Origin of the sequence: Parasphingopyxis sp. (assembly GCF_028279465.1) — a bacterium.
Lineage (GTDB): Bacteria > Pseudomonadota > Alphaproteobacteria > Sphingomonadales > Sphingomonadaceae > Parasphingopyxis.
The window spans coordinates 71954-92535 of record NZ_JANQNS010000009.1 but is presented as its reverse complement, the minus strand read 5'-3'; the positions used below and the strand labels follow the sequence as shown (position 1 = coordinate 92535).

Below are 20582 nucleotides of genomic sequence, written 5' to 3'. Positions count from 1 at the left end.
CCGGCGGAGGCTCAATCGTCACGCAAGGCGAATTGCAGCAGCAATGTTCGCTGCAATGGATTGAAATTGTCGTCGGACGCCATCCAGATAATAGTCTGGCCATCGCGCTCCTCGACGAGAAGCGCCTCCATATTATCGATCGTCATTGGCGGATCGAGCCGCGCGATCTGCGTGCCAGTGAGAATGGTGCCTTCCCGCAGGTCGCCAACTTCGACAAGCGAGACGATGATCGACACGCCTTCGAGCACACTGAAGAACCGATTGAGAACGAGCAGGCGGCCATCCGGCAATTGGGCGGCATCGGTAATTCTATACTCATCCGGCGGCCGGTACCCGAGCCGGACCGGCGGATCGCCCGCGACGCTTGGGTCGCCGGCAAACAAAAACACTTCGCGAGATGTGCCCGGGCCATTGCCTTCTTCCGAAAAAACGAGAAACCGCCCGTCGTCCAAGCGAATCATCGCTTCGGGCCCGCCATTGTTCGGCCAGTCCGCCATCGCCTCGGGCGCGTTGTCGGCATCGGATTCGGCGAAATCGCTGTCGAACCGCCAGAACCCGTTTGCGCGTTCGAACGCGACCCAGTAGCGGCCGGTTTCCGGATCGAAGGCCATGGCCTCGGCATCCCGGTCGCGCTTCTGCACGTCGCCGCCGCCTTCCGGGATCGGCCCCGCCGGCAATTCCGCTATATCGGCGCGCGTTACGGCGCCGTCCGCATCCAGCGCGAAGCGGAACACGCCGCCGGCATCGCCTATCGCGACGAAACCATCGCCGTCCCGCGCCATGGCCGAGATACCGCCAAAATCGGGATCGTCGCTGGTCAGCACCCAGCCGCCCAGATAGCGCAAGCTGCCGATATCGCGATTGTCGGGATCGCCGGACCGCAGCGGCACCGGCTCGGCATGGATCGCGAATGGCCCGACGGATGGCTCTCCCCGCCCTTGCGTCATCACGAGCGTAGAGCCCGCGATGACGAGAATGGCGAGTGCAGCGGCGATGCGGCGGATCATGCCGGCCTCTTATCACCGCGCCGCCGCCCCGCACAGCCGAAAGCGCAAGCTGAACGCGGGACAACAGCGCCGTTCAGCAAAGGTTCCGCTAACCATCTCCATAAGGCCCGGTGTCGACGGACGATGCAGGGATGCAAAACCGCCACGCCGAACGGACCACGCCTGGAGATATCGCAATGGCCTTGAAGAAAACTGTCCTTGCCGCAACCGCAGCCTTTGGCGCGATGCTGGTGCCCGCGGCCGCCCATGCGGGCGACCGCTATTATGACGACGGCTATCATGACGGCCGCTACTATGAGAGCCGTTACGACGACCGCTACGACCGGCGGTATGATCGGCGCTACGACCGTCGGGACTATCGCCGCGGCGATTATTATGAGGGCCGGCGCTACCGGCGCGGCGACTATTATGGCGGCCGTCATTATCGCGACCGGCGCTATTATCGTGGCCGCTGCCGCGACAATGGCACGGGCGGAACGATAATCGGCGGGATCGCCGGCGCGCTGCTCGGCCGCGAAATCGCCCGGGGCGATCGCCGTGGCCGCTATGGCCGGCGCGGAGACGGCACGGCCGGCGCCGTTATCGGCGGTGTGGCCGGCGCGATCGCGGGCCGGGCAATCGACCGGGACTGCTAGATCGCAACCAAAGTATCGAGACTAATCCTCGGGTAGCGTATCGAGGATGAGGGGGCCGGCGCGCGTATCTGCACCGGCCCCCGAAACTTCTGTGGGCTATGCAGCGCCACCACCATAAGTTGACAGAGTAGAGGCGTGGCGGGGCTTATTTCGGCGTTTCGTCGAAAAGGCCGGCGAGCTGCTCGACCATCGTCCCGCCCAGCTGCTCGGCGTCCATGATCGTGACGGCGCGTTCATAGTATCGCGTTACATCATGACCGATGCCAATGGCGACGAGTTCGACCGGTGAGCGGTTCTCGATCCAGGCGATGACCTGGCGCAGATGTTTTTCCAGATAGCTGCCATTGTTCACCGACAGCGTGGAATCGTCGACCGGCGCGCCATCCGAAATCACCATCAAAATGCGGCGTTCCTCGGGCCGGCCGATCAGGCGGTTATGCGCCCATAGCAGCGCCTCGCCGTCGATATTTTCCTTGAGCAGCCCCTCGCGCATCATCAGGCCGAGGCTCTTGCGCGCCCGCCGCCAAGGCTCGTCGGCCTGCTTGTAGATGATATGGCGCAAATCGTTGAGCCGGCCGGGATGCGCGGGGCGGCCATCGGCCAGCCATTGCTCGCGCGCCTGCCCGCCCTTCCAGGCGCGGGTCGTAAAGCCGAGAATTTCGGTCTTCACGCCGACGCGTTCGAGCGTCCGCGCCATGATATCGGCCGAGATCGCCGCGATCGAGATCGGTCGGCCGCGCATCGATCCCGAATTATCGATGAGCAGCGTCACCACCGTATCGCGAAACTCGGTGTCGGTCTCGACCTTGTAGGACAGTGAATGGGCCGGGTTGACGACGACGCGCGAAAGCCGCGCCGCATCGAGCAGCCCTTCCTCCTGATCGAAATTCCAGGACCGCAATTGCTGCGCCATAAGCCGCCGCTGCAGCCGGTTGGCGAGCTTGGTCACCGCGCCCTGCAGATGGACGAGCTGCTGATCGAGATAGGCGCGCAGCCGGGTCAGCTCCTCATCGTCGCACAGCTCGGTCGCCGCGATCATCTCGTCATATTGGGTCGTATAGGCGCGATAGTTGAAGTCCGGCGTCAGTTCGCTGAACGGGCGGTTGGGGCGAACGGGGAGCATGCCCTCCTCGCCCTCGTCCATCGGATCGCCGTCCATGTCGCCGAAATCATCGTCCATGGATTCGCCGTCGCCCTCATCGCCCTCCTCTTCAGACTGTTCCGCGCGGGCATCGGCCTGGGATTCAGCGCCGGCATCGCCCTCGTCGGACTCGTCCGTATCGCCCTCATCCTCGTCTTCGCCCTCATCCTCCTCGCCGCCTTCGTCCGCATCGTCGGGCTGCATATCGCCGTCGATCAGCTCAAGGTCTTCGAGCAGGCGTGTCGTCAGCTCGGCAAAGCCGCGCTGGTCGTCGAGCAGCATTTCGAGCGCATCGAGATCGGCACCGCCCTTCTCTTCGATCCAGTCGCGCACGAGATCGACGCCCGTCTGCGCGCGATCGGGCACGGCCTGGCCGGTCAGCCGCTCGCGCACCATCAGGGCGATGGCCGAGGCGAGCGGCACCTCGTCGCGATTGCGCGCCTTGGAAATGGGATCGGATTTCAGCCGGTGATCCAGCGCCTCGGCGAGATTCTCCCGCACCCCGGCATAGCGCCGCGCACCCAGCGCCTCGACGCGTGCTTTCTCGACGGCGTCGAATGCGGAGCGGGCGATGGCTTCCGTGGGGCGCCCCGAGGCGTGTACATCGTCGTCATGATAGCGGAGCATCAGCGCCGCGGCATCGGCGAAGCCGCGCGCCTCGGCGACTTGGTCGGGCGGCAGCGCGCGCGAGGGCATCGGAACTTTGATATGCCTGCCGTTGGAAATCGGCAAATCGGCGGTAAAGGCGAGTTCGACCTCGGGATCCTCGGCCATCGCCCGCGCACAGCCTGCCAACGCGGCCTTTAGATCGTCGAGGGGATTGGGGTCGGTCATCTTCTTATCCCTCTCCCCTTGTGGGAGAGGGGTGTGCAGACTTGGCAGCTTGCTGCCTAGTCGGAGCTGGGTGAGGGGTAAGCAGTCGCTGCACGACTGCACGAGCCAAGGGCTCGTTCACCCTCATCCAACTGCGCCTAGGCTCGTTCCTCGCCAAGGCTCCATATCCTTCTCCCATCAAGGGAGAAGGGGAGTTGGGGCTAACCCTCACTCAGCACTCCCTACAACGCTCTCCGGCAAGTCCGTATTGAACACGCGCTGGTAGTACTCCGCAACCAGTGGACGTTCGGCCTCGTCGCACTTGTTCAGGAAGCTCAGGCGGAAGGCGAAGCCGATATCGCCGAAGATTGCGGCATTCTGCGCCCAGGTGATGACCGTACGCGGACTCATAACGGTTGAGATATCGCCGGCCATGAAACCCTGGCGAGTCAGCTCGGCAACTTTGACCATGTCGTCGACGGTCTTGCGGCCTTCCTCGGTGTCCATGTCGCTATTCTTGGCGAGGACGATCTTCGCCTCGGTCGCGGCGGGTAGATAGTTGAGCGTCACCACGATGTTCCAGCGGTCCATCTGGCCCTGGTTGATCTGCTGCGTGCCATGATAGAGGCCCGTCGTATCACCGAGGCCCACGGTATTGGACGTGGCGAACAGGCGGAACCAGGGATTGGGTCGGATCACGCGGTTCTGATCGAGCAGGGTCAGCTTGCCGTCGGTTTCGAGCACGCGCTGGATCACGAACATTACGTCGGGGCGACCCGCATCATATTCGTCGAAGACGAGCGCGGTCGGCGTCTGCAGCGCCCAGGGGAGCAGGCCTTCGCGAAACTCGGTGACCTGCTGACCATCGCGCAGCACGATGGCGTCGCGGCCGACCAGATCGATACGGCTGATATGCGAATCGAGATTGATCCGGATGCACGGCCAATTGAGGCGCGCGGCCACCTGTTCGATATGCGTCGACTTGCCCGTGCCATGATAGCCCTGGATCATGACGCGTCGGTTGTGTGAGAAGCCCGCCGCGATCGCGAGCGTGGTATCGGGATCGAAAACGTACGATTCATCGCGGTCGGGCACGCGTTCATCGGCCTCGCTGAATGCGGGCACTTCCATGTCCGAATCGATGCCGAACACCTCGCGGACGTTCACCATGAGATCGGGCTCGGCCATGATCGGTTCGGTGCGGCTGTCGGGCTGCGTATTGGCGATGGTGTTCATTCTGCGTCCTGTCGTTCGGCCAGCATCAGGAAAATGCGGGCGAGTCCTTGAGCTGAGTATAGGCGTCGATGACGCGCTGCAACATCTTCTCCCGGCTCCGGTCCCCGCCATTCTTGTCCGGATGATATTGTCGAACCAGCGCGGCATAGCGGCGCCGTAGCGTCTTTCGGTCAGCATCGGCCTTCAAACCGAGTATCTGTAAATTTTCCCGATCACGGTCGGTCAGCGGTTTGCCGTCCCGGCGCGGCGCACGAACACCGGTGCGAAAGCGCGCGCCGATCGCATCGAGCGGATCGGTGAAATCCTGCCAGCGCGGCGTGGCGCTCGCGCCGTTTGCAGCGAAGGCGCGTGTCTCGCGCTCCCAGCCCGACCAGGGTCGCTGCTGATTGTGAATCTCGTCCTCGCTCATCCCGTCGAAATAATCATAGTCCGCATTGAACGCGCGAACATGGTCGAGGCAGAGAAAGTAATAGTCCCCCGGCCCGTCGAATCCGCCCCGGAGATGGCCGGTCTTGGGCGCACGGAATTCGCCCGGCTTGGTGCAGCCAGGATAATCGCAGATCCGTTCGCTGTCATAAATCCGGCCATGGAATTTTTCGTGTCGCGTACGCGAGGCCAAGGGTGCTCCTTTCGTCCAACGATCCTATATAGGCGCGATGAAGGAAGAATCGACAGGCCCCGTCGCGGCCGAAATCGAAAAGCGGCTGACCGAGGCGCTGGGCCCCACTCATCTGCGCGTGATCAACGACAGCGCCCAGCATCGCGGCCATGCCGGAGACGATGGCAGCGGCGAATCGCATTTCACGGTCGAGATCGTGGCGCTGCAGTTCGAGGATATGAACCGGCTCGAGCGGCAGCGGGCGGTCAACACGGCACTCGGCGATCTCATGAAAGAGCGCATCCACGCCATGCAGATCCGCGCCAAGTCGCCGAGCGAGCTGACATGACGGACTCCATCCTCGAAACTATTACCCCGACGAGCCACGATCTGGGTAGCTTCAAGGTGCATCGCGCCCTGCCCGCCAGGGGCCGCACCATGGTGGGCCCGTTCGTCTTCTACGACGATGCCGGGCCGGCGGTGTTCGAACCAAGCGACGGGATCGATGTGCGCCCGCATCCGCATATCGGTCTTGCCACCGTTTCCTACCTGCTCGAAGGGCGGATCATGCACCGCGATTCGCTCGGCACCGAACAGGTGATCGAGCCGGGCGCGGTCAATCTGATGACGGCCGGCAAGGGCATCGTGCATTCCGAACGAACGGTCGAGGGTGATCGCGATATCGAAACGCGGCTGAAACTGATCCAGACCTGGCTGGCGCTGCCGGACGGGCAGGAGGAGATCGACCCGGCCTTCGAACATGTCGCCAAGGCGGATTTGCCGATAATAGACGGCGATGGCGCCATGGCGCGCATTATCATGGGATCACTTTGGGGATCGCGTGCGCCGGTAACGACCTATGCCGAGACGATCAACGCCGATATCCAGCTTGATCCGGGCGGCAGCCTGCCGATCGATACCGATGCCGAAGAACGCGCGCTCTACATGACATCTGGCGACGCGACGCTCGACGGGACGCCGCTCGACGGGCAAACGCTCTACGTGCTGAAACCGGGCACCGCCGCGACGCTGCGGTCTGAGAATGGCGCGCAGGTGATGCTGTGCGGCGGCGAGGCCTTTACGACGAAGCGTCATGTCTATTGGAATTTCGTTTCGTCGAGCAAAGAGCGGATCAGCCAAGCCGTCGAGGATTGGAAGGCCGAACGCTTCCCGGTAGTGCCCAGCGACAGCGAGGAGCGGATTCCGATGCCCGGAACGCCCAAAACCAACAGCGAAGCGTAAGCGCGCCGCGCCGACACTCGATAACCGAAGGACCGGTATGCCCCAGTTCGATCAACGCCAAATCGCTTTGTCCACCGGCGTAACGCTCAATGTCGCTACGGTCGGACCGCACGACCGACCGCCGATCATATTCCTGCACGGTTTTCCCGAATCGCACCGCACCTGGCGGCACCAGATCGCCGCGCTCTCCGATCGCTATTTCTGCGTCGCGCCCGACCAACGCGGCTTTGCCAAGTCGGACAAGCCCGAGGGCGTCGAGAATTATCAGCCGCAGAAGATGATCGGCGACATATTCGCGCTCGCCGACGCGCTGGAGATCGACGGGTTCACCCTAGCCGGACATGATTGGGGCGGCGCCATCGCCTGGGGCACGGCGCTCGGCCATCCGGATCGCGTCAAGCGATTGATCATCGCCAATGCGCCGCATCCGCTGATCTTCCAGAAGGCGCTGATCGAGGATCGCGACCAGCGCCTCGCCTCGGCCTATATGCGCGAATTCCGTAAACCGGAAAATGACGCCTTCGTCGCAGACCGTGGCCTCGCCGCTTTTCTCAAGAAGACCATGAACTGGCAGCGCTCGCCCGCTTTGGAAGACGAAGAGCGCGATATCATGCTCGAAGACTGGGCGCGGCCGGGCGCGGCGGTCGCGATGCTCAACTGGTATCGCGGATCGCCGATGATCGTTCCCGAAGCCGATGAAGCGGCGGAGCGCCCCGCCTTTCTCGATGCGCCCTTCCCGCGCCTGACAATGCCGGTACTGGTGACCTGGGGCATGCGGGACCATGCATTGCTGCCCGGGCAGATCGAAGGCCTTGACGAGATTATCGACGATCTGACGCTCGTGAAGATCGATGCCGCACATTTCTTGCCCTGGGAAGCGCCCGATGCGGTGACTGCAGCGATCGAGGAGTGGCTGCCGAAGCGGCCGATCGGCTAGAGCAGCCAGCTGACCCAGTTGAGATGCGGATGGGTATTGGCGAGGTGCAGACCCTCGCCCGCTGGCCATAACTTCAGACGCAACTCGATCGCGCCGGTCTCGGGGTTCGTCTCCAGCGACAGCCAGCCCAATGGCCGCTCCGCGCTCGCTTCGGCTGCCGCCTGCTCGACGGCGGCGCGAATACGCTGCTTCTGTTCCTCCGGGAAATATTGAAAGGCGATGGTGTGATAGAGAATGCGCAGCACGCCCTCCGCTTGAGGTTGCGCCAGCCGCTGCTCTGTCCAGTCCGCCGCTTCCCCGGCGACTACTGGCGGCGTGAAGGCGCGGGCAAGCCGGATCGCCTTTTCCGCGCGGTCTATCCGCTCGGGCTGATCGGGCCAGATATAGGCGACCAGCCGCTCGGCCGCTTCAGGCGTCGAGAGATAGATTGGACTGCGATCGACGCCGCTTTGCGTGATGATATCGACCTTTGAGGCGGGCGGCGCACGGCCTTGCCATTTAGGAGCGAGCAGCAGGGGAGAGGTCGGCTCGCCCGTTTCGACGCCACCGAGATCGTAGCGATAGCGGTTAAGATCGAGCACGAGGCCCGCGCTCGCGCCGAGCTCCAAGATATCGATCGGCAGGGGATAGCGGTCGGCCGCAACCAATAACCCCGCCATTACTGCCGCCGCCCGGCCGACTTCGTTGGTTTGCGGCGGCAGATCGAGCCATTGTACCAACTCGTCGTCATGCGCGATCAAAGCCTGTTCGACGGCCGGTCCAACAGGCCCGTCGCCACGATAGGCGGCGGTCAATGCCGCGTCCTTTTCGGCACGGGCGAGGGCGTGGAGACCGCCCGCGAGCCGCAGCGTTACATTGTCGGCATTGCTGCGCGGATCGCCGTCCCAGCCGAGCAGACGGCGCCCGGTTTCGCTGCTCCGGTCGATCTTTTCGGCCACCGTATCGAGGATATCGGCGGTCAGTTCCGATCCCAGACCGCGGCAGAAACGAGCCTGATCGCGAAACGCTTGGCGAATTTCTGACTCTTTGTCGGACACGCCCCTAGCTTGCCCGCCGCATCGCCCCCAAGTAAAGCGCGCATCGCATGACCGCAGGTTTGATTTTTGCAATCCCCAAGGGACGGATATTGGACGAGGCCCTGCCTATCCTCGCGGAAGCCGGAATCGTACCCAATGCCGATTTCCACGACAAAGATTCGCGCGCGCTGCGTTTCGGGACGAACAATCCCGATATCGACATCATTCGCGTCCGCGCCTTCGATGTCGCGACCTTCGTTGCGCATGGCGCGGCGCAACTCGGCATCGTCGGCTCCGATGTGCTCGAAGAGTTCCGCTATTCGGAGATTTATGCGCCGGTCGATCTCGATATCGGCCATTGTCGGCTCTCGGTCGCCGCACCGAAGGATCTCGCCGCGACCGACCATCCCAGCGAATGGAGCCATGTCCGCATTGCCACCAAATATCCCAATTTCACGCGCCGCCATTTCGAGGCGAAGGGCGTGCAGGCCGAATGCGTGAAGCTGAACGGCGCGATGGAGATCGCGCCCGCGCTGGGCCTGACGCGGCGGATCGTCGATCTCGTCTCGACCGGCGGGACCCTGAAAGCCAATAATCTCGTCGAAGTCGATACGCTGTGCGAGGTGACGTCGCGGCTGATCGTCAACCGGGCGGCGTTCAAGACGCGGCCCGAGATCCTCGCGCTCGTCGAGCGGTTCCGCGAAATCGTGAGCGATAAAGCCGATGCTTAGAGAGTTTCGCCGTGCAGGGATGACATTCCCCTCCCCTCGATGGGGAGGGGCTAGGGGTGGGGTGAGCTCTCAACCGATAGATCACCCCCACCCAACCCTCCCCCATCAAGGGGGAGGGCTATTATGACTTTCCGTCTCTCAACCACCGATAGCGATTTCGCGGCGCGGTTCGACGCGCTGGTCGAAGCGCGGCGCGGCTCCGATCCGGACGTCGCGCGCGACGTGGCAGCGATTATCGCCGATGTTCGTGAACGCGGCGATGCGGCAGTCGCCGAATATACCCAAAAATTCGATGGCTTCGATCCCGCCTCGCTCAATCTGGAAATTGCGAAAGAGCAATGCTGCATGGCGCTGGACGGTCTCAATGCCGCTCTCCGCGAAGCGCTGGCGCTCGCCGCATCGCGTATCCGCGCCTTTCACGAAAAGCAGAAACCGCAAGACAGCGAATCAAGCGATGATGCTGGCATCCGTATGGGATCGCGCTGGTCAGCGGTGGAAACGGCCGGGCTCTACGTGCCGGGCGGGCGGGCGGCCTATCCCTCCTCGCTGCTGATGAATGCGATTCCGGCGTTGGTCGCAGGCGTCGAGAACATCCTGATGGTGACGCCGACGCCGGGCGGCGAGATCAATCCGCTGATCCTCGCCGCAGCCGAGATTGCCGGCGTTCACCGCATCTTCCGCATCGGCGGCGCGCAAGCTGTCGCCGCCCTCGCCCACGGCACCGACACGATCCCGCGCGCCGACGTCATCGTTGGCCCCGGCAATGCCTGGGTTGCGGAAGCCAAGCGGCAGCTTTTCGGCACGGTCGGCATCGATATGGTCGCCGGTCCGTCCGAGATCGTGATCGTCGCAGATGGCGAGAACGATTCCGAATGGATGGCCGCCGACCTGCTCTCCCAGGCCGAGCATGACCCGACCAGCCAGTCGATCCTCTTCACCGATGATGCCGGTCTCGCCGACGCCGTTGCCGCAGCGGTGGACCGGCAGATCGCCGAACTCGCTACGGCGGAGACCGCGCGCGCGAGCTGGGACGCCAATGGCGCGATTATCGTCGTTGAAAGTCTCGAAGACGCCATCCCGCTCTGCGACCGGCTGGCGCCCGAACATCTGGAACTGGCCGTCGCCGATCCGGATCCGCTGTTCGGCCGCGTCCGCCATGCCGGATCGGTGTTTCTCGGCCGGATGACGCCCGAAGCCGTCGGCGATTATGTCGGCGGACCCAATCACGTCCTGCCGACCGGCCGGCGCGCGCGCTTTTCGTCGGGACTATCGGTGCTCGATTTCATGAAGCGCACAAGCTTTCTTGAATGCGATGCGGCCGGGCTCGGCGAGATTGGCCCCGCGGCGGTGCGGCTGGCCGAAGCGGAGGGCTTACCCGCCCACGCCCGATCTGTCGCTATCCGCTTGGCGCAGCGATAAACGAACCACAGGAGACGATCATGGCCTTTTCCCTCTATGATGCAACGATACCGAGTTATCTCCAGACCATCGGCGCCTTTGCCAAACTGATCGACAAGGCCGAAGCCCATTGCGACGCGCATGACCTTGCGCCCGAAGCCCTGATCCAGGCGCGGCTGGCGGAGGACATGCTGCCCTTTGCATTTCAGGCGAAATGGGTCGGCACGCATTCCCTCGGCGCGATCGAGTCGGTCAGAGCCGGGCTATGCACGCCCGATGCGAGCACGCCGCCGGACAGTTTCGATGGACTTCGCGACATTCTTTCCCGTGCGACCGAGGGCCTTAGCGCGATCGAGCGTGAGGAGATGGAGCGCTTTATCGGCAAAGACATGGTCTTCAAATTCGGCGAAACGGAGATCCCTTTCACCGCCGAAAATTTCCTGCTCTCCTTCTCCCTGCCCAATTTCTATTTCCACGCGACGACGGGATACGACATTCTCCGCGCGCAGGGCCTCGAAATCGGTAAGCTCGATTTTCTCGGTCAATTGCGGATGAAGATGCCGGGATGAATACGCGCGCCCAGTCCCGTTCGGCGGCGCGGCTCGCGGCCGTGCAGGCCCTTTATCAGCAGGAAATGGAGGGCACGCCGCTCGCGCGCCTGCTCAAGGAGTTTCACGATCATCGCTTGGGCGCGATCATCGAGGATATCGAATTCGCCGATGCCGAAGTCGATTTCTTCGACGATGTGGTTTCCGGTGTGAATGCACGCCGAGCGGAAATCGATGATATGATCGCAGCAAAACTCGCCACGGGCTGGACGCTCGACCGGCTGGACCGCCCGCAAAAACAGATATTGCGCGCAGGCACATATGAACTGCTGGCGCGCAAGGATGTGCCGGTTGCCGCGATCATCGGCGAATATGTGGATGTCGCCGACGCCTTTTACGAGAAGCGCGAAAAGGGCTTCGTCAACGGCCTGCTCGATGCCATCGCCAAGGATGTGCGTGGTTAACGGCGCCTGAAAGCGGCCCCGCATTTGAGCGGATATCGCGCCGCTTTTCTGCTAGCGAATATACTAATGAGCGGGGAATCGGACTTTATCGGCCAATTGCGGGCGCTCGCCACGCATCCGGGCGCGCGCGGCCTGGAAGACGATGCGGCGACATTGATCCATGCCGGGCGCACGCTCGTCCTCACCCATGATACGATCGTCGAGCACGTCCATTTCCTGCCTGCCGACCCGGCCGATACGGTCGGTTGGAAGCTTGTCGCCGCCAATCTATCCGATCTTGCCGCTAAGGGCGCGAAGCCCGTCGGCGCGCTGATGTCCTACGATCTGTCGGGCGACACCGACTGGGACCGCGGCTTTATCGATGGCCTCAGCGCGGCGCTCGGCAGGTTCGACTGCCCGTTGATCGGCGGCGATACGGTGCGCAGCCCGGCCGGATCGGCCCGGCATTTCGGCATGACCGCCATCGGGGAGGCGGATATCGTTCCGGCGCGTGGCGGCGCAACGCCAGGCGACGATATATGGGTCAGCGGCACGCTCGGCGATGCGGGACTCGGTCTCGCAATTGCCAAGGGCGAACTCGAAGGCGCGGATAGTCTGGTTGAGGCCTATCGCCGGCCCGTGCCGCAGTTGAAACTGGGCCAGAAGCTTGCGCCTCTCGTTTCGGCGATGATGGACCTGTCCGACGGCCTGTTGGTCGATGCCAGGCGGATGGCCGAAGCGAGCGGCGTCGCGATTGTTATCGAAACCATCGATGTGCCGCTATCGCCGGCCTTTGTGGACGCGCGCGGCGATACGCGCGAAACCTCGATCGAAGCGGCAACCATGGGCGACGATTATCAGCTGCTCTTCGCCGCCGCGCCGCGCTCGCGCAAACATATCGAGATGGTCGCCGAAGAGGTCGGCGCCGACATCCATTGCGTCGGGATCGTGGAAGAAGGCGCGGGCATTACGCTGCAGGAAGGCGGCCGCCCCGTCCCGCTACCTGAGACCCTCGGCTGGGAGCATTGAGAGAACGAACGACACGAAGGTTAGTAACGATCATTCGGCTTGCACTGACCCTGCCACTGCCTCTATAGCGCCCGCAACTCCGCAACGCGCCCGATTCCGGGCGCGTCTTTCTATGCGGGAAACCAAACGTATAAGGGGGTTCTGACCCAAATGCCTATTGATCCGATGACACTCGTTATCGTGGCCATTGCGTGCGGCGTTCTCGCCGTCATCTATGGCTTCGTGACCAGCCGCCAGGTGCTCGCTGCATCTGCCGGCAATGAACGTATGCAGGAAATCGCCGGCGCCATCCAGGAAGGCGCGCAGGCTTATCTCGGCCGCCAATATCGCACGATCGCCATTGTCGGCGTTGTCGTGGCGGTCCTTGTCGGCGTATTTCTCGGCTATCTCTCCGCAATCGGCTTTGTGCTCGGCGCGGTGCTTTCCGGCGTCGCTGGCTATATCGGGATGAACATTTCGGTCCGCGCCAATGTCCGCACGACGCAGGCCGCATCGAAAGGCCTACAAGACGGCCTGACGGTTGCGTTCCGCGCCGGTGCGGTGACGGGGCTGCTCGTCGCCGGTCTCGCGCTGCTTTCGATTGCCGTCTTCTTCTACATCCTCGTTGGCACGCTCGGCGAAGAGGCGAACAGCCGTATCGTCGTCGATGCGCTGGTCGCTCTGGCCTTCGGCGCTTCGCTGATCTCGATCTTCGCGCGTCTGGGTGGCGGCATCTTCACCAAGGGTGCAGACGTCGGCGCCGACCTTGTCGGCAAGGTCGAAGCCGGCATCCCGGAAGACGATCCCCGCAACCCGGCCACGATCGCGGACAATGTCGGCGACAATGTCGGCGACTGTGCAGGCATGGCGGCCGATCTGTTCGAGACGTATGTTGTGACCGTCGGCGCGACGATGGTGCTGATCGCGCTGCTTGTCGGCGCGGGTGCGAGCCTGTTGCCGCTGATGGCGCTGCCGCTCGTAATCGGCGGCGTCTGCGTGATCACCTCGATCATCGGCACCTATTTCGTCCGTCTCGGCTCGTCGCAGAGCATCATGGGCGCGCTCTATAAGGGCTTTATCGTCACGGCCGTGTTGTCGGCGATCGCGCTCTATTTCGCGACGCAGATGACGCTCGGCGACATGTCCGCGACCCTCGGCACAGTGGCCGGAACGGCGCTGACCGGCATGAACCTCTTCTGGTGCATGCTGCTCGGCCTTGCCATCACCGGCATCATCATCTGGATCACCGAATATTACACCGGCACCAATTATCGCCCGGTGAAGTCGATCGCCAAGGCCTCGGAAACGGGCCATGGCACGAACGTGATCCAGGGCCTTGCCGTCAGTCTCGAAGCGACAGCGCTGCCGACCATCGTGATCTGCATCGGCATCATCGTCGCCTATCAGCTCGCGGGCATCATCGGCATCGCCTTTGCCGCAACCTCGATGCTGGCGCTCGCCGGTATGGTCGTCGCGCTCGACGCCTATGGCCCGGTGACCGACAATGCCGGCGGTATCGCCGAAATGTCCGAGCTCGACGAAGAAGTCCGCAACCGCACCGACGCGCTCGACGCTGTCGGGAACACGACCAAGGCCGTGACCAAGGGCTATGCCATCGGCTCGGCCGGTCTCGCCGCGCTCGTCCTGTTCGGCGCCTATACGACCGACCTCGATCTCTTCTTCCCCGACCTCACCGTCGATTTCTCGCTGAGCAATCCGTACGTAATCGTCGGTCTCTTCCTCGGCGCGCTGCTGCCGTACCTGTTCGGTGCGATGGGCATGATGGCCGTGGGCCGCGCCGGCGGTGCGGTGGTCGAAGAGGTGCGCGGTCAGTTCCGTGACAATCCGGGCATCATGGAGGGCACGAGCCGTCCGAACTATGCGCGGACCGTCGATCTCGTCACCAAGGCGGCGATCAAGGAAATGATCGTGCCGAGCCTGCTTCCGGTATTCGCGCCGATCGTGGTCTATTTTGTGATCACGACCGTTGGCGGCCAGGAGAACGGCTTTGCCGCACTGGGCGCGCTGCTGCTCGGCGTGATCGTTTCGGGCATCTTCGTCGCGCTGTCGATGACGGCCGGCGGCGGCGCCTGGGACAATGCCAAGAAGCATATCGAAGACGGCCATCATGGCGGCAAGGGCTCCGAAGCCCATAAGGCCGCGGTGACCGGCGATACGGTCGGCGATCCCTACAAGGATACGGCCGGCCCGGCGGTGAACCCGATGATCAAGATCACGAACATCGTGGCCCTGCTGCTGCTCGCGGCCCTGGCGGGCGGCGCGCACTAGCTTAACCAAGCACGCTAACAGAAAAGCCCGTTCGGAGCGATCCGGGCGGGCTTTTTCTTACCGCGACCTCGCCCCGCTTATCCGTCCCCGAAATTCCGCTGGGTGATCATCCAACTGCCGGTCACCTTTGCATGCAGCTTACCTGTCTCGGCGTGGACGAAAGTCGATTCGATTACGGCTATTCGCCGCGAACGATTGAGCACGACATTTTCGACAATCATCTTGTCGCCCGCTTTGACTGGCCGGAAAAATCTGGTCGAAAATTCCGCCGTCGAATAGCTCTCGCTTTCGACAGCCGTAGACCAGTGCGCGAACGATTACCCAGTATCGGCAACCACATTGAGCACCCCGCCCTGGACGATCCCGTCATATTGACAATGATGCATCTCAGGCACCCATTCAAGCGTGAACTTGCCGCGTTCGACTGCGGTGAACACCATGCGCTCAAGCCGCAAACCGGCGACATAGGGCGGCGGACCACGCCCTTCACTCGTGCCGTCGATGATCTGCTGAATGGCAGCTATCGGATCAATATCCATTCCGTCTTCTACCACGAAGCACGGTATAGGTCAGCAAACATGCAATTCTTGCAATTGCGTCAAAAATGTTGCAACTAGCGCTTTCCTGAACCTTGGCCCTGCCGGATTCGTCCGGTGGGGCTTTTTCTTTGGGCTCGATGACGGACATGGTTTACAGATTAACCGTTTCCGCAAACCGCGCTCTTCAAAATTGATTTAACCTCATCCGCCTAAACACCGGTTCGCCAGATGCCGGAGAGCGATGCATGTTTACGGGTCAGTCCATTTCGATACCGTCGGAAACGACCCACGCTTCGCGGCGCCGCCTGTTGGGAGCCCCGACACGCCCGGTAAGCGCGACCGACGAGTGGAAGCTCGCCTGCACTTTCCAGACGCCGGAATCCCTGTCTGCAAGCATTGTGGCGCAATGGTCGGTGCTGGCCGATCAAGCGTCGGAACCCAATTGTTTCGCCGAAGGCTGGTTCCTCCAACCCTCGCTGGCGCTGCTCGCCGAGCCGGACACGGTCAAACTCGCAGTCGTCACATCGACAAGCGGGCTTCTCGTTGGTCTCATCCCGCTGATGATCGAAACGGACTATGGCCGAATTCCTCTCCGCCATGTGCAGAACTGGACACATCATCACAGCTTCCTCGATGCGCCGCTCATCCGGCGTGGCATGGAGGACCGATTCTGGCAGATATTGCTCCAATCGCTCGACGAAACCGATTGGGCGACCGGCCTTCTGCACATCCGCGGCCTGCCGGCGGACGGACGCATTGTGCGCGGTCTCGAACGCGCGAGCGCCGCGCTCGACCGGCCTTGCGACGTCGTTTACCGGACGCGCCGCGCGCTGCTGCGCAGCGACAAGACGCCCGACGACTATTGGACGGACACTGTTCGCAAGAAGAAACGCAAAGAGATGAACCGGCTGGCGAACCGGCTCGCCGATCAGGGCGAGGTCCGCTACGCGACGCTCGGCGCAGACGAGGATGCAGACCCCTGGATCGGCGCGTTTCTGGCGCTCGAAAGACAAGGCTGGAAGGGGAAAAACGGCTCGGCAATGGCCTGCGAGGCGACGCTCGCGAAATTTTTCGAAATCGTGGCCACTGGCGCCCATGCGGCGGGCAAGCTCGATTTTCACCGGATCGATCTCGATGGCGCGCCGATCGCGATGCTCGTCAACTTCCTGACCGCGCCCGGCGGTTTTTCTTACAAGATCGCATTCGACGAACGCTATGCGCGTTATTCCCCCGGCATATTGATCGAGCGCTATAATCTGAAAATCCTGGAGCGCCGCGATATCGAATGGCTCGATAGCTGCGCGGAAGAGGGCCATTCCATGATCGACAGCCTGTGGGCCGAGCGCCGCGATATCGTCCGCGTGTCCGTCCCACTGGGCGGCCGCCGGCATCGGGCGGTGTTCCGCGCCTGCCGGTCCGCCGAAGATATGGCGTCGCGGGCGCGCGGGATCGCCGGAAAGATGAAGGGTAGCGACAATGACGGCGACTGAAGCGATCTTCACCGACAATGCGCGCGCCACGTTGCGCGCCGCCTATCCGGAAACGCCCGCTCTGCTCGATCACCGACTGTCCGAACACCCGCTGCTTACCAATGCCGCGCTGGCCGATCTCGCCCGGGCGATGCGGCCCGAGGATGTCGAATATAATCGCGGCGATCTGCCCGTCGGCATCAACCCCGCCGATGTCCCGGCCAACGGCCTCGGCATTCTCGAAACGCTGGAGAATATCGAAACCAATGGCAGCTGGATGGTGCTCAAATTCATCGAGCAGGTGCCCGCCTATCGCGACCTGCTGCACGAGACGCTGGCGGAGATCGAACCGATCGTCCGGGATATCACCGGCGAGATGATCGACCTTCAAGGCTTTATTTTCCTCTCCTCGCCCGGTGCGGTGACCCCCTATCATATGGACCCGGAGCACAATATCCTGCTGCAAGTCCGCGGCAGCAAGACGATGACCGTGTTCCCGGCCGATGACGAGGAACTCGCGCCGAGCCAGGCGCATGAAGCCTTTCACGAAGGCGGCCATCGCAATCTCGAATGGCGCGACAATTTCGCGGCGCGGGGCATGGCGCACGCCTTGCCGGCCGGCAAAGCCATCTACGTCCCGGTGAAGGCGCCGCACTGGGTGAAAAACGGTCCGGCGGCGTCCCTCTCGCTTTCGATCACATGGCGCTCGGAATGGGTGTATCGCGAGAAATATGCCCGCTCGCTCAATGCGACGCTGCGGCGGCTAGGCCTCAATCCTGCCCCACCCAAACGCTTCCCGCACCAGAACCATATGAAATCGCTGGCCTGGCGCGCCATGGCCAAGGCCCAACGCGCATTGGGCCGAAACTAGAGTCCGAAGCCTAAAACCGCTTCCGGAAGCTCAATTCTATATAGCGGCCGCGCGGGTCGATGAATCCCGGCTGATAGGCAAGCGGGACATCGCCATTTTGGTCTGTCACCCGGCGAATCCCGCCGAACAGATTGTCGACGCGTAGCGCCAGACGCGCGCCGCCAAGAAACGGCACGTCCTCGACCAGTCCAGGCCGGCTGTCGAAATTGAAGAAGGCACGCACATTCATCTTGAAGAGATCGCGGAAGAAGAGGCTGTCGGTGCCGAGCAGTGGATCGCCATCGATCCGCGCCGCTCCCGTATATTCGGCGTTCACGCGCATGCCGATACCATTATGGAAGAAGCCGCCTTCGAGCTCGACCGAATGGCGCGCGAGCGGTGTGTCGCTGGCGGTCACCGACCCGTCGAGCAAATCGAGTTCGGCGACGCCGGGGCGGATCAGCACGGTTTCGTCCAGCCGATATGTGTGGAACACGGATAGCCGCCAGCGGCTAGGCCGGCCCCGTGGCCGTCCGGGTCCGCGGCTCGCGCGCGCCTCGCCGCTTTCGCCCGCACGTCGGGCTCCGGAAGGCGGACCGCCCCGGCCGCGTCTCTCACGCTCGCTGCCAATCCGGCCCGACAGGTTCATGCCATAGCGGATACGCTCGGCGCGGGTTTCGGCGAAATTCACGGGCCTCGCATCGATCGCGATCAGCGTTCCCGCGCCGTTGCGGGTCACGCGATCGGGAAACGCCGCCTCGATCTCGGGTGTCAGCAGCGGAAAGGCGGCGGTGACATTCTCGCTATCGTTATTGATATACTCCGCGATGAAGCGGATCTCGCTCGAATCACCAGGGGCGAAATTCACGCCGAGCTTGAAATCGCGCCGGTCTTCGCCGAGCAGCGCGGGATTGCCGCCGGTCGTCCGCTCGACAAGAACGCTCTCGCCATTGGTGAAATCGAACGCGCTTACGCCCGGCGTCGCGATGATCGGATTGCCGAGCTGCTGAACGGTCGGCGCGGCCTCTTCCCCGATAATGCTGGCGAGAAAGGTGAGCCCGTCGATCGGCTCCCAGTTGATCCCATAGCCATATTCGAGCAGCCCGCCGAAATCGCTGAACTCGGAATAGCCGATATTCAGATTGAGCGAGATATCGCCGATCGCGCCGAGAAAGCCCTCGCTTCGGCTGGTGAGCGGAATATCGACGCTGGCCCGTCCGACGCCGCTGGTGCGGTCGAGATCGGCAACACTCAAAATACCGCCCTGCGTCGCGCGGCTGTCAATTGCACGCCATTCGAAACCGCCGGTCAGACTGATATTGACCGGCCCGGCAGGCAGCGCGAACGGGCTCCCGGTAATATTGAACTCCGCATCCGCATTCTGCACCACGCCGCGTGCATCGTCGCGCGTGAAGCCAAGGCCCGCGCCGAGATCAGCCGCGAACGGATCGAGCGATGGATCGCCCGCCGCAATCCGCGTTTGCAGGCTGGTAAGCCCGAACGCCCGCTCGGTACGCGTTTCGGTAATTTCGCGGCTATAATTGCCGGTGAACGCCCAGCGATAATCACCCAACTGCCCGTTGACCGTGAGCCCGGCTTCGGCATTCTGCTCGGTCGTGAACCGTTCAAGCGTGCCGCCGATAGCAGGCAGCAGCCGCGTAATCATCTCGTCGACAGGCGATTGCGCAAACGGACTGGACGCCGGGACTGTCAGATCGACATCGGGCAGACCAAGCTGCGCGACCGTGTCTTCGAACGTATATTCCGCACTCAGCGTCGCAGTCGTGTTTTCGGAGAAGCGGCGACTATATGTCGCGTTGAATTCGACCGTGTCTTTCTGGCCTCTAAGCGTCCGGAAATCCGCATTGTCGACCAGCCCCAGCGCGTCGATCTCAGGCTGCACGATATCGCGCTCGCTCTCCAGGATCGCGCCTTCGCGCTGATATTCGATATCGATATTGAGCCGGCCGGATTCGCCGATCCGCGTTAGTGTCGCCTCGATCTCGCTCATCGCGAACCCGCCCTGGGTCGCCATGCCATGTTCGACTTCGCCGGCAATCGCCGCGAAATTGGGCTTGAGAATGAAATTCACGACGCGCTGGTCGGGACGAAAACCATAGCGGATCGCCAATTCTTCGGGGAACACCTGCACCCGTTCGATCGCTTCGGGCGGCAGATCGCGCAGCTCACGGAAACTCGATATGCGCTGCCCGTTCAGCAGGATGATCGGGCGTCCGCCGCCGCCTCTGCCGCGGGCCGAGCCGGTTTGCGGCGCGATCGCCTCAAGCAGGTCCTGAATCGAGGAGGCCCCATAGGCGGCGATATCGTCTTCGCCCAGGTCCAGCTCGGCCGGAATGTCGCCGATAACCTGCCCACTCAACCGGCCGCCCAAAACGACGATCAGCGGCTCGCCTTCGCCCGGATCGAGCGTTTCTCCGAATAACGGCGGATCGGCATTTTGCGCGTGCGCCGGCGGTGCGGATATCAGCAGCGCAACGGCCAGCGCCCCGTAGGATATCGCAGCGATGCCCCGTGATGCGCGTGGCGCAGGATTATACAGCATTACCAAGGGCTTCCCATATGTCGGCCGATCATGACGTCACTAGCATCGAAACGTTTGCAACCAACCCTGTCTTTAGGGCCGATATGTTCCAGGATTATACCGGTTCGCGCCGAAAGTGT

19 protein-coding genes and 1 pseudogene are annotated in these 20582 nt (G+C 62.8%); 12 read left to right on the top strand and 8 right to left on the bottom strand.

Going from position 1 to position 20582, the window contains the following annotated elements:
* Window positions 1–11: 11 nt before the first annotated feature.
* Window positions 12–1007: an esterase-like activity of phytase family protein gene (locus Q0974_RS06300; RefSeq protein WP_299323932.1), complete on the bottom strand. Its 996-nt coding sequence runs from the start codon at window positions 1005–1007 to the stop codon at window positions 12–14.
* A gap of 176 nt (window positions 1008–1183) precedes the next feature.
* On the opposite strand from Q0974_RS06300, the gene Q0974_RS06295 reads away from it, so the two are divergent.
* Window positions 1184–1642 carry a glycine zipper 2TM domain-containing protein gene (locus Q0974_RS06295; RefSeq protein WP_299323930.1) on the top strand — a complete coding sequence of 153 codons (459 nt, stop codon included), beginning with the start codon at window positions 1184–1186 and terminating at the stop codon, window positions 1640–1642.
* 145 nt (window positions 1643–1787) lie between these two features.
* Here the strand turns inward: Q0974_RS06295 and cobT are convergent, their stop codons facing one another.
* From cobT to Q0974_RS06280, 3 genes are all read right to left on the bottom strand, one after another.
* Window positions 1788–3617, bottom strand: coding sequence for a cobaltochelatase subunit CobT (gene cobT / locus Q0974_RS06290; RefSeq protein WP_299323927.1), 1830 nt, complete (start codon window positions 3615–3617; stop codon window positions 1788–1790).
* A gap of 207 nt (window positions 3618–3824) precedes the next feature.
* Window positions 3825–4832, bottom strand: a complete 1008-nt coding sequence (gene cobS, locus Q0974_RS06285) for a cobaltochelatase subunit CobS (protein ID WP_299323924.1) — start codon at window positions 4830–4832, stop codon at window positions 3825–3827.
* Window positions 4833–4857: 25 nt separating this feature from the next.
* Window positions 4858–5451: a J domain-containing protein gene (locus Q0974_RS06280; protein ID WP_299323921.1), complete on the bottom strand. Its 594-nt coding sequence runs from the start codon at window positions 5449–5451 to the stop codon at window positions 4858–4860.
* A gap of 37 nt (window positions 5452–5488) precedes the next feature.
* On the opposite strand from Q0974_RS06280, the gene Q0974_RS06275 reads away from it, so the two are divergent.
* The 3 genes from Q0974_RS06275 to Q0974_RS06265 are packed head-to-tail and all read left to right on the top strand — an operon-like array spanning window position 5489 to window position 7609.
* Window positions 5489–5779, top strand: a complete 291-nt coding sequence (locus Q0974_RS06275; RefSeq protein ID WP_299323920.1) for a BolA family transcriptional regulator — start codon at window positions 5489–5491, stop codon at window positions 5777–5779.
* Complete coding sequence (locus Q0974_RS06270; RefSeq protein WP_299323918.1) at window positions 5776–6672, top strand: pirin family protein; 897 nt, start codon at window positions 5776–5778, stop codon at window positions 6670–6672. Before Q0974_RS06275 ends, Q0974_RS06270 begins: the two co-directional genes overlap by 4 nt.
* Before the next feature lie 37 nt (window positions 6673–6709).
* The gene (locus tag Q0974_RS06265; protein WP_299323917.1) at window positions 6710–7609 is read left to right on the top strand and encodes an alpha/beta hydrolase; all 900 of its coding nucleotides are present in this window, start codon (window positions 6710–6712) and stop codon (window positions 7607–7609) included.
* Here Q0974_RS06265 and Q0974_RS06260 read toward each other — a convergent pair.
* A complete protein-coding gene (locus tag Q0974_RS06260) occupies window positions 7606–8646 on the bottom strand; it encodes a DUF2332 family protein (protein WP_299323915.1) in 1041 nt (346 codons plus the stop codon). The two genes, Q0974_RS06265 and Q0974_RS06260, sit on opposite strands and share 4 nt — an antisense overlap.
* 47 nt (window positions 8647–8693) lie before the next feature.
* On the opposite strand from Q0974_RS06260, the gene hisG reads away from it, so the two are divergent.
* The 6 genes from hisG to Q0974_RS06230 all read left to right on the top strand — a co-directional run bounded on the left by hisG (window position 8694) and on the right by Q0974_RS06230 (window position 15042).
* The gene (gene hisG / locus Q0974_RS06255; RefSeq protein ID WP_299323914.1) at window positions 8694–9356 is read left to right on the top strand and encodes an ATP phosphoribosyltransferase; all 663 of its coding nucleotides are present in this window, start codon (window positions 8694–8696) and stop codon (window positions 9354–9356) included.
* 123 nt (window positions 9357–9479) lie between these two features.
* Window positions 9480–10775 carry a histidinol dehydrogenase gene (gene hisD, locus Q0974_RS06250; protein ID WP_299323911.1) on the top strand — a complete coding sequence of 432 codons (1296 nt, stop codon included), beginning with the start codon at window positions 9480–9482 and terminating at the stop codon, window positions 10773–10775.
* 20 nt (window positions 10776–10795) lie between these two features.
* Window positions 10796–11323: a DUF1993 family protein gene (locus Q0974_RS06245; protein WP_299323909.1), complete on the top strand. Its 528-nt coding sequence runs from the start codon at window positions 10796–10798 to the stop codon at window positions 11321–11323.
* Window positions 11320–11766 (top strand): transcription antitermination factor NusB, encoded by a 447-nt coding sequence (gene nusB, locus Q0974_RS06240; protein WP_299323906.1) that lies wholly within the window; start codon window positions 11320–11322, stop codon window positions 11764–11766. The genes Q0974_RS06245 and nusB overlap by 4 nt, the downstream gene beginning before the upstream one ends.
* A 66-nt stretch (window positions 11767–11832) precedes the next feature.
* Complete coding sequence (thiL, locus tag Q0974_RS06235) at window positions 11833–12774, top strand: thiamine-phosphate kinase (RefSeq protein ID WP_299323905.1); 942 nt, start codon at window positions 11833–11835, stop codon at window positions 12772–12774.
* Window positions 12775–12939: 165 nt separating this feature from the next.
* Complete coding sequence (locus Q0974_RS06230; protein ID WP_299323902.1) at window positions 12940–15042, top strand: sodium-translocating pyrophosphatase; 2103 nt, start codon at window positions 12940–12942, stop codon at window positions 15040–15042.
* A 77-nt stretch (window positions 15043–15119) separates the two neighbouring features.
* Here the strand turns inward: Q0974_RS06230 and Q0974_RS16280 are convergent.
* Window positions 15120–15266 (bottom strand): annotated as a pseudogene (locus tag Q0974_RS16280) (hypothetical protein); the annotation flags it as partial.
* A 93-nt stretch (window positions 15267–15359) separates the two neighbouring features.
* The gene (locus tag Q0974_RS06220; RefSeq protein ID WP_299323897.1) at window positions 15360–15596 is read right to left on the bottom strand and encodes a hypothetical protein; all 237 of its coding nucleotides are present in this window, start codon (window positions 15594–15596) and stop codon (window positions 15360–15362) included.
* A gap of 293 nt (window positions 15597–15889) precedes the next feature.
* Here Q0974_RS06220 and Q0974_RS06215 point away from each other — a divergent pair, with 293 nt between their 5' ends.
* Both Q0974_RS06215 and Q0974_RS06210 read left to right on the top strand, forming a co-directional pair.
* Entirely contained in the window at window positions 15890–17071 is a 1182-nt protein-coding gene (locus Q0974_RS06215) for a GNAT family N-acetyltransferase (protein WP_299323894.1), read from the top strand.
* The gene (locus tag Q0974_RS06210) at window positions 17058–17921 is read left to right on the top strand and encodes a transcriptional regulator (protein WP_299323892.1); all 864 of its coding nucleotides are present in this window, start codon (window positions 17058–17060) and stop codon (window positions 17919–17921) included. The genes Q0974_RS06215 and Q0974_RS06210 overlap by 14 nt, the downstream gene beginning before the upstream one ends.
* A gap of 10 nt (window positions 17922–17931) precedes the next feature.
* Here Q0974_RS06210 and Q0974_RS06205 read toward each other — a convergent pair whose 3' ends face one another.
* Window positions 17932–20463, bottom strand: a complete 2532-nt coding sequence (locus tag Q0974_RS06205; RefSeq protein WP_299323889.1) for a hypothetical protein — start codon at window positions 20461–20463, stop codon at window positions 17932–17934.
* Window positions 20464–20582 lie beyond the last annotated feature (119 nt).

What these genes read in the sequence shown, in the direction of transcription:
- Q0974_RS06300 (WP_299323932.1), bottom strand. Translation starts at nt 1,007, where the DNA reads ATGATCCGCCGCATCGCCGCTGCACTCGCCATTCTCGTCATCGCGGGC.
- Q0974_RS06295 (WP_299323930.1), top strand. Translation starts at nt 1,184, where the DNA reads ATGGCCTTGAAGAAAACTGTCCTTGCCGCAACCGCAGCCTTTGGCGCG.
- cobT (WP_299323927.1), bottom strand. Translation starts at nt 3,617, where the DNA reads ATGACCGACCCCAATCCCCTCGACGATCTAAAGGCCGCGTTGGCAGGC.
- cobS (WP_299323924.1), bottom strand. Translation starts at nt 4,832, where the DNA reads ATGAACACCATCGCCAATACGCAGCCCGACAGCCGCACCGAACCGATC.
- Q0974_RS06275 (WP_299323920.1), top strand. Translation starts at nt 5,489, where the DNA reads ATGAAGGAAGAATCGACAGGCCCCGTCGCGGCCGAAATCGAAAAGCGG.
- Q0974_RS06270 (WP_299323918.1), top strand. Translation starts at nt 5,776, where the DNA reads ATGACGGACTCCATCCTCGAAACTATTACCCCGACGAGCCACGATCTG.
- Q0974_RS06265 (WP_299323917.1), top strand. Translation starts at nt 6,710, where the DNA reads ATGCCCCAGTTCGATCAACGCCAAATCGCTTTGTCCACCGGCGTAACG.
- hisG (WP_299323914.1), top strand. Translation starts at nt 8,694, where the DNA reads ATGACCGCAGGTTTGATTTTTGCAATCCCCAAGGGACGGATATTGGAC.
- hisD (WP_299323911.1), top strand. Translation starts at nt 9,480, where the DNA reads ATGACTTTCCGTCTCTCAACCACCGATAGCGATTTCGCGGCGCGGTTC.
- Q0974_RS06245 (WP_299323909.1), top strand. Translation starts at nt 10,796, where the DNA reads ATGGCCTTTTCCCTCTATGATGCAACGATACCGAGTTATCTCCAGACC.
- nusB (WP_299323906.1), top strand. Translation starts at nt 11,320, where the DNA reads ATGAATACGCGCGCCCAGTCCCGTTCGGCGGCGCGGCTCGCGGCCGTG.
- thiL (WP_299323905.1), top strand. Translation starts at nt 11,833, where the DNA reads ATGAGCGGGGAATCGGACTTTATCGGCCAATTGCGGGCGCTCGCCACG.
- Q0974_RS06230 (WP_299323902.1), top strand. Translation starts at nt 12,940, where the DNA reads ATGACACTCGTTATCGTGGCCATTGCGTGCGGCGTTCTCGCCGTCATC.
- Q0974_RS06210 (WP_299323892.1), top strand. Translation starts at nt 17,058, where the DNA reads ATGACGGCGACTGAAGCGATCTTCACCGACAATGCGCGCGCCACGTTG.
- Q0974_RS06205 (WP_299323889.1), bottom strand. Translation starts at nt 20,463, where the DNA reads ATGCTGTATAATCCTGCGCCACGCGCATCACGGGGCATCGCTGCGATA.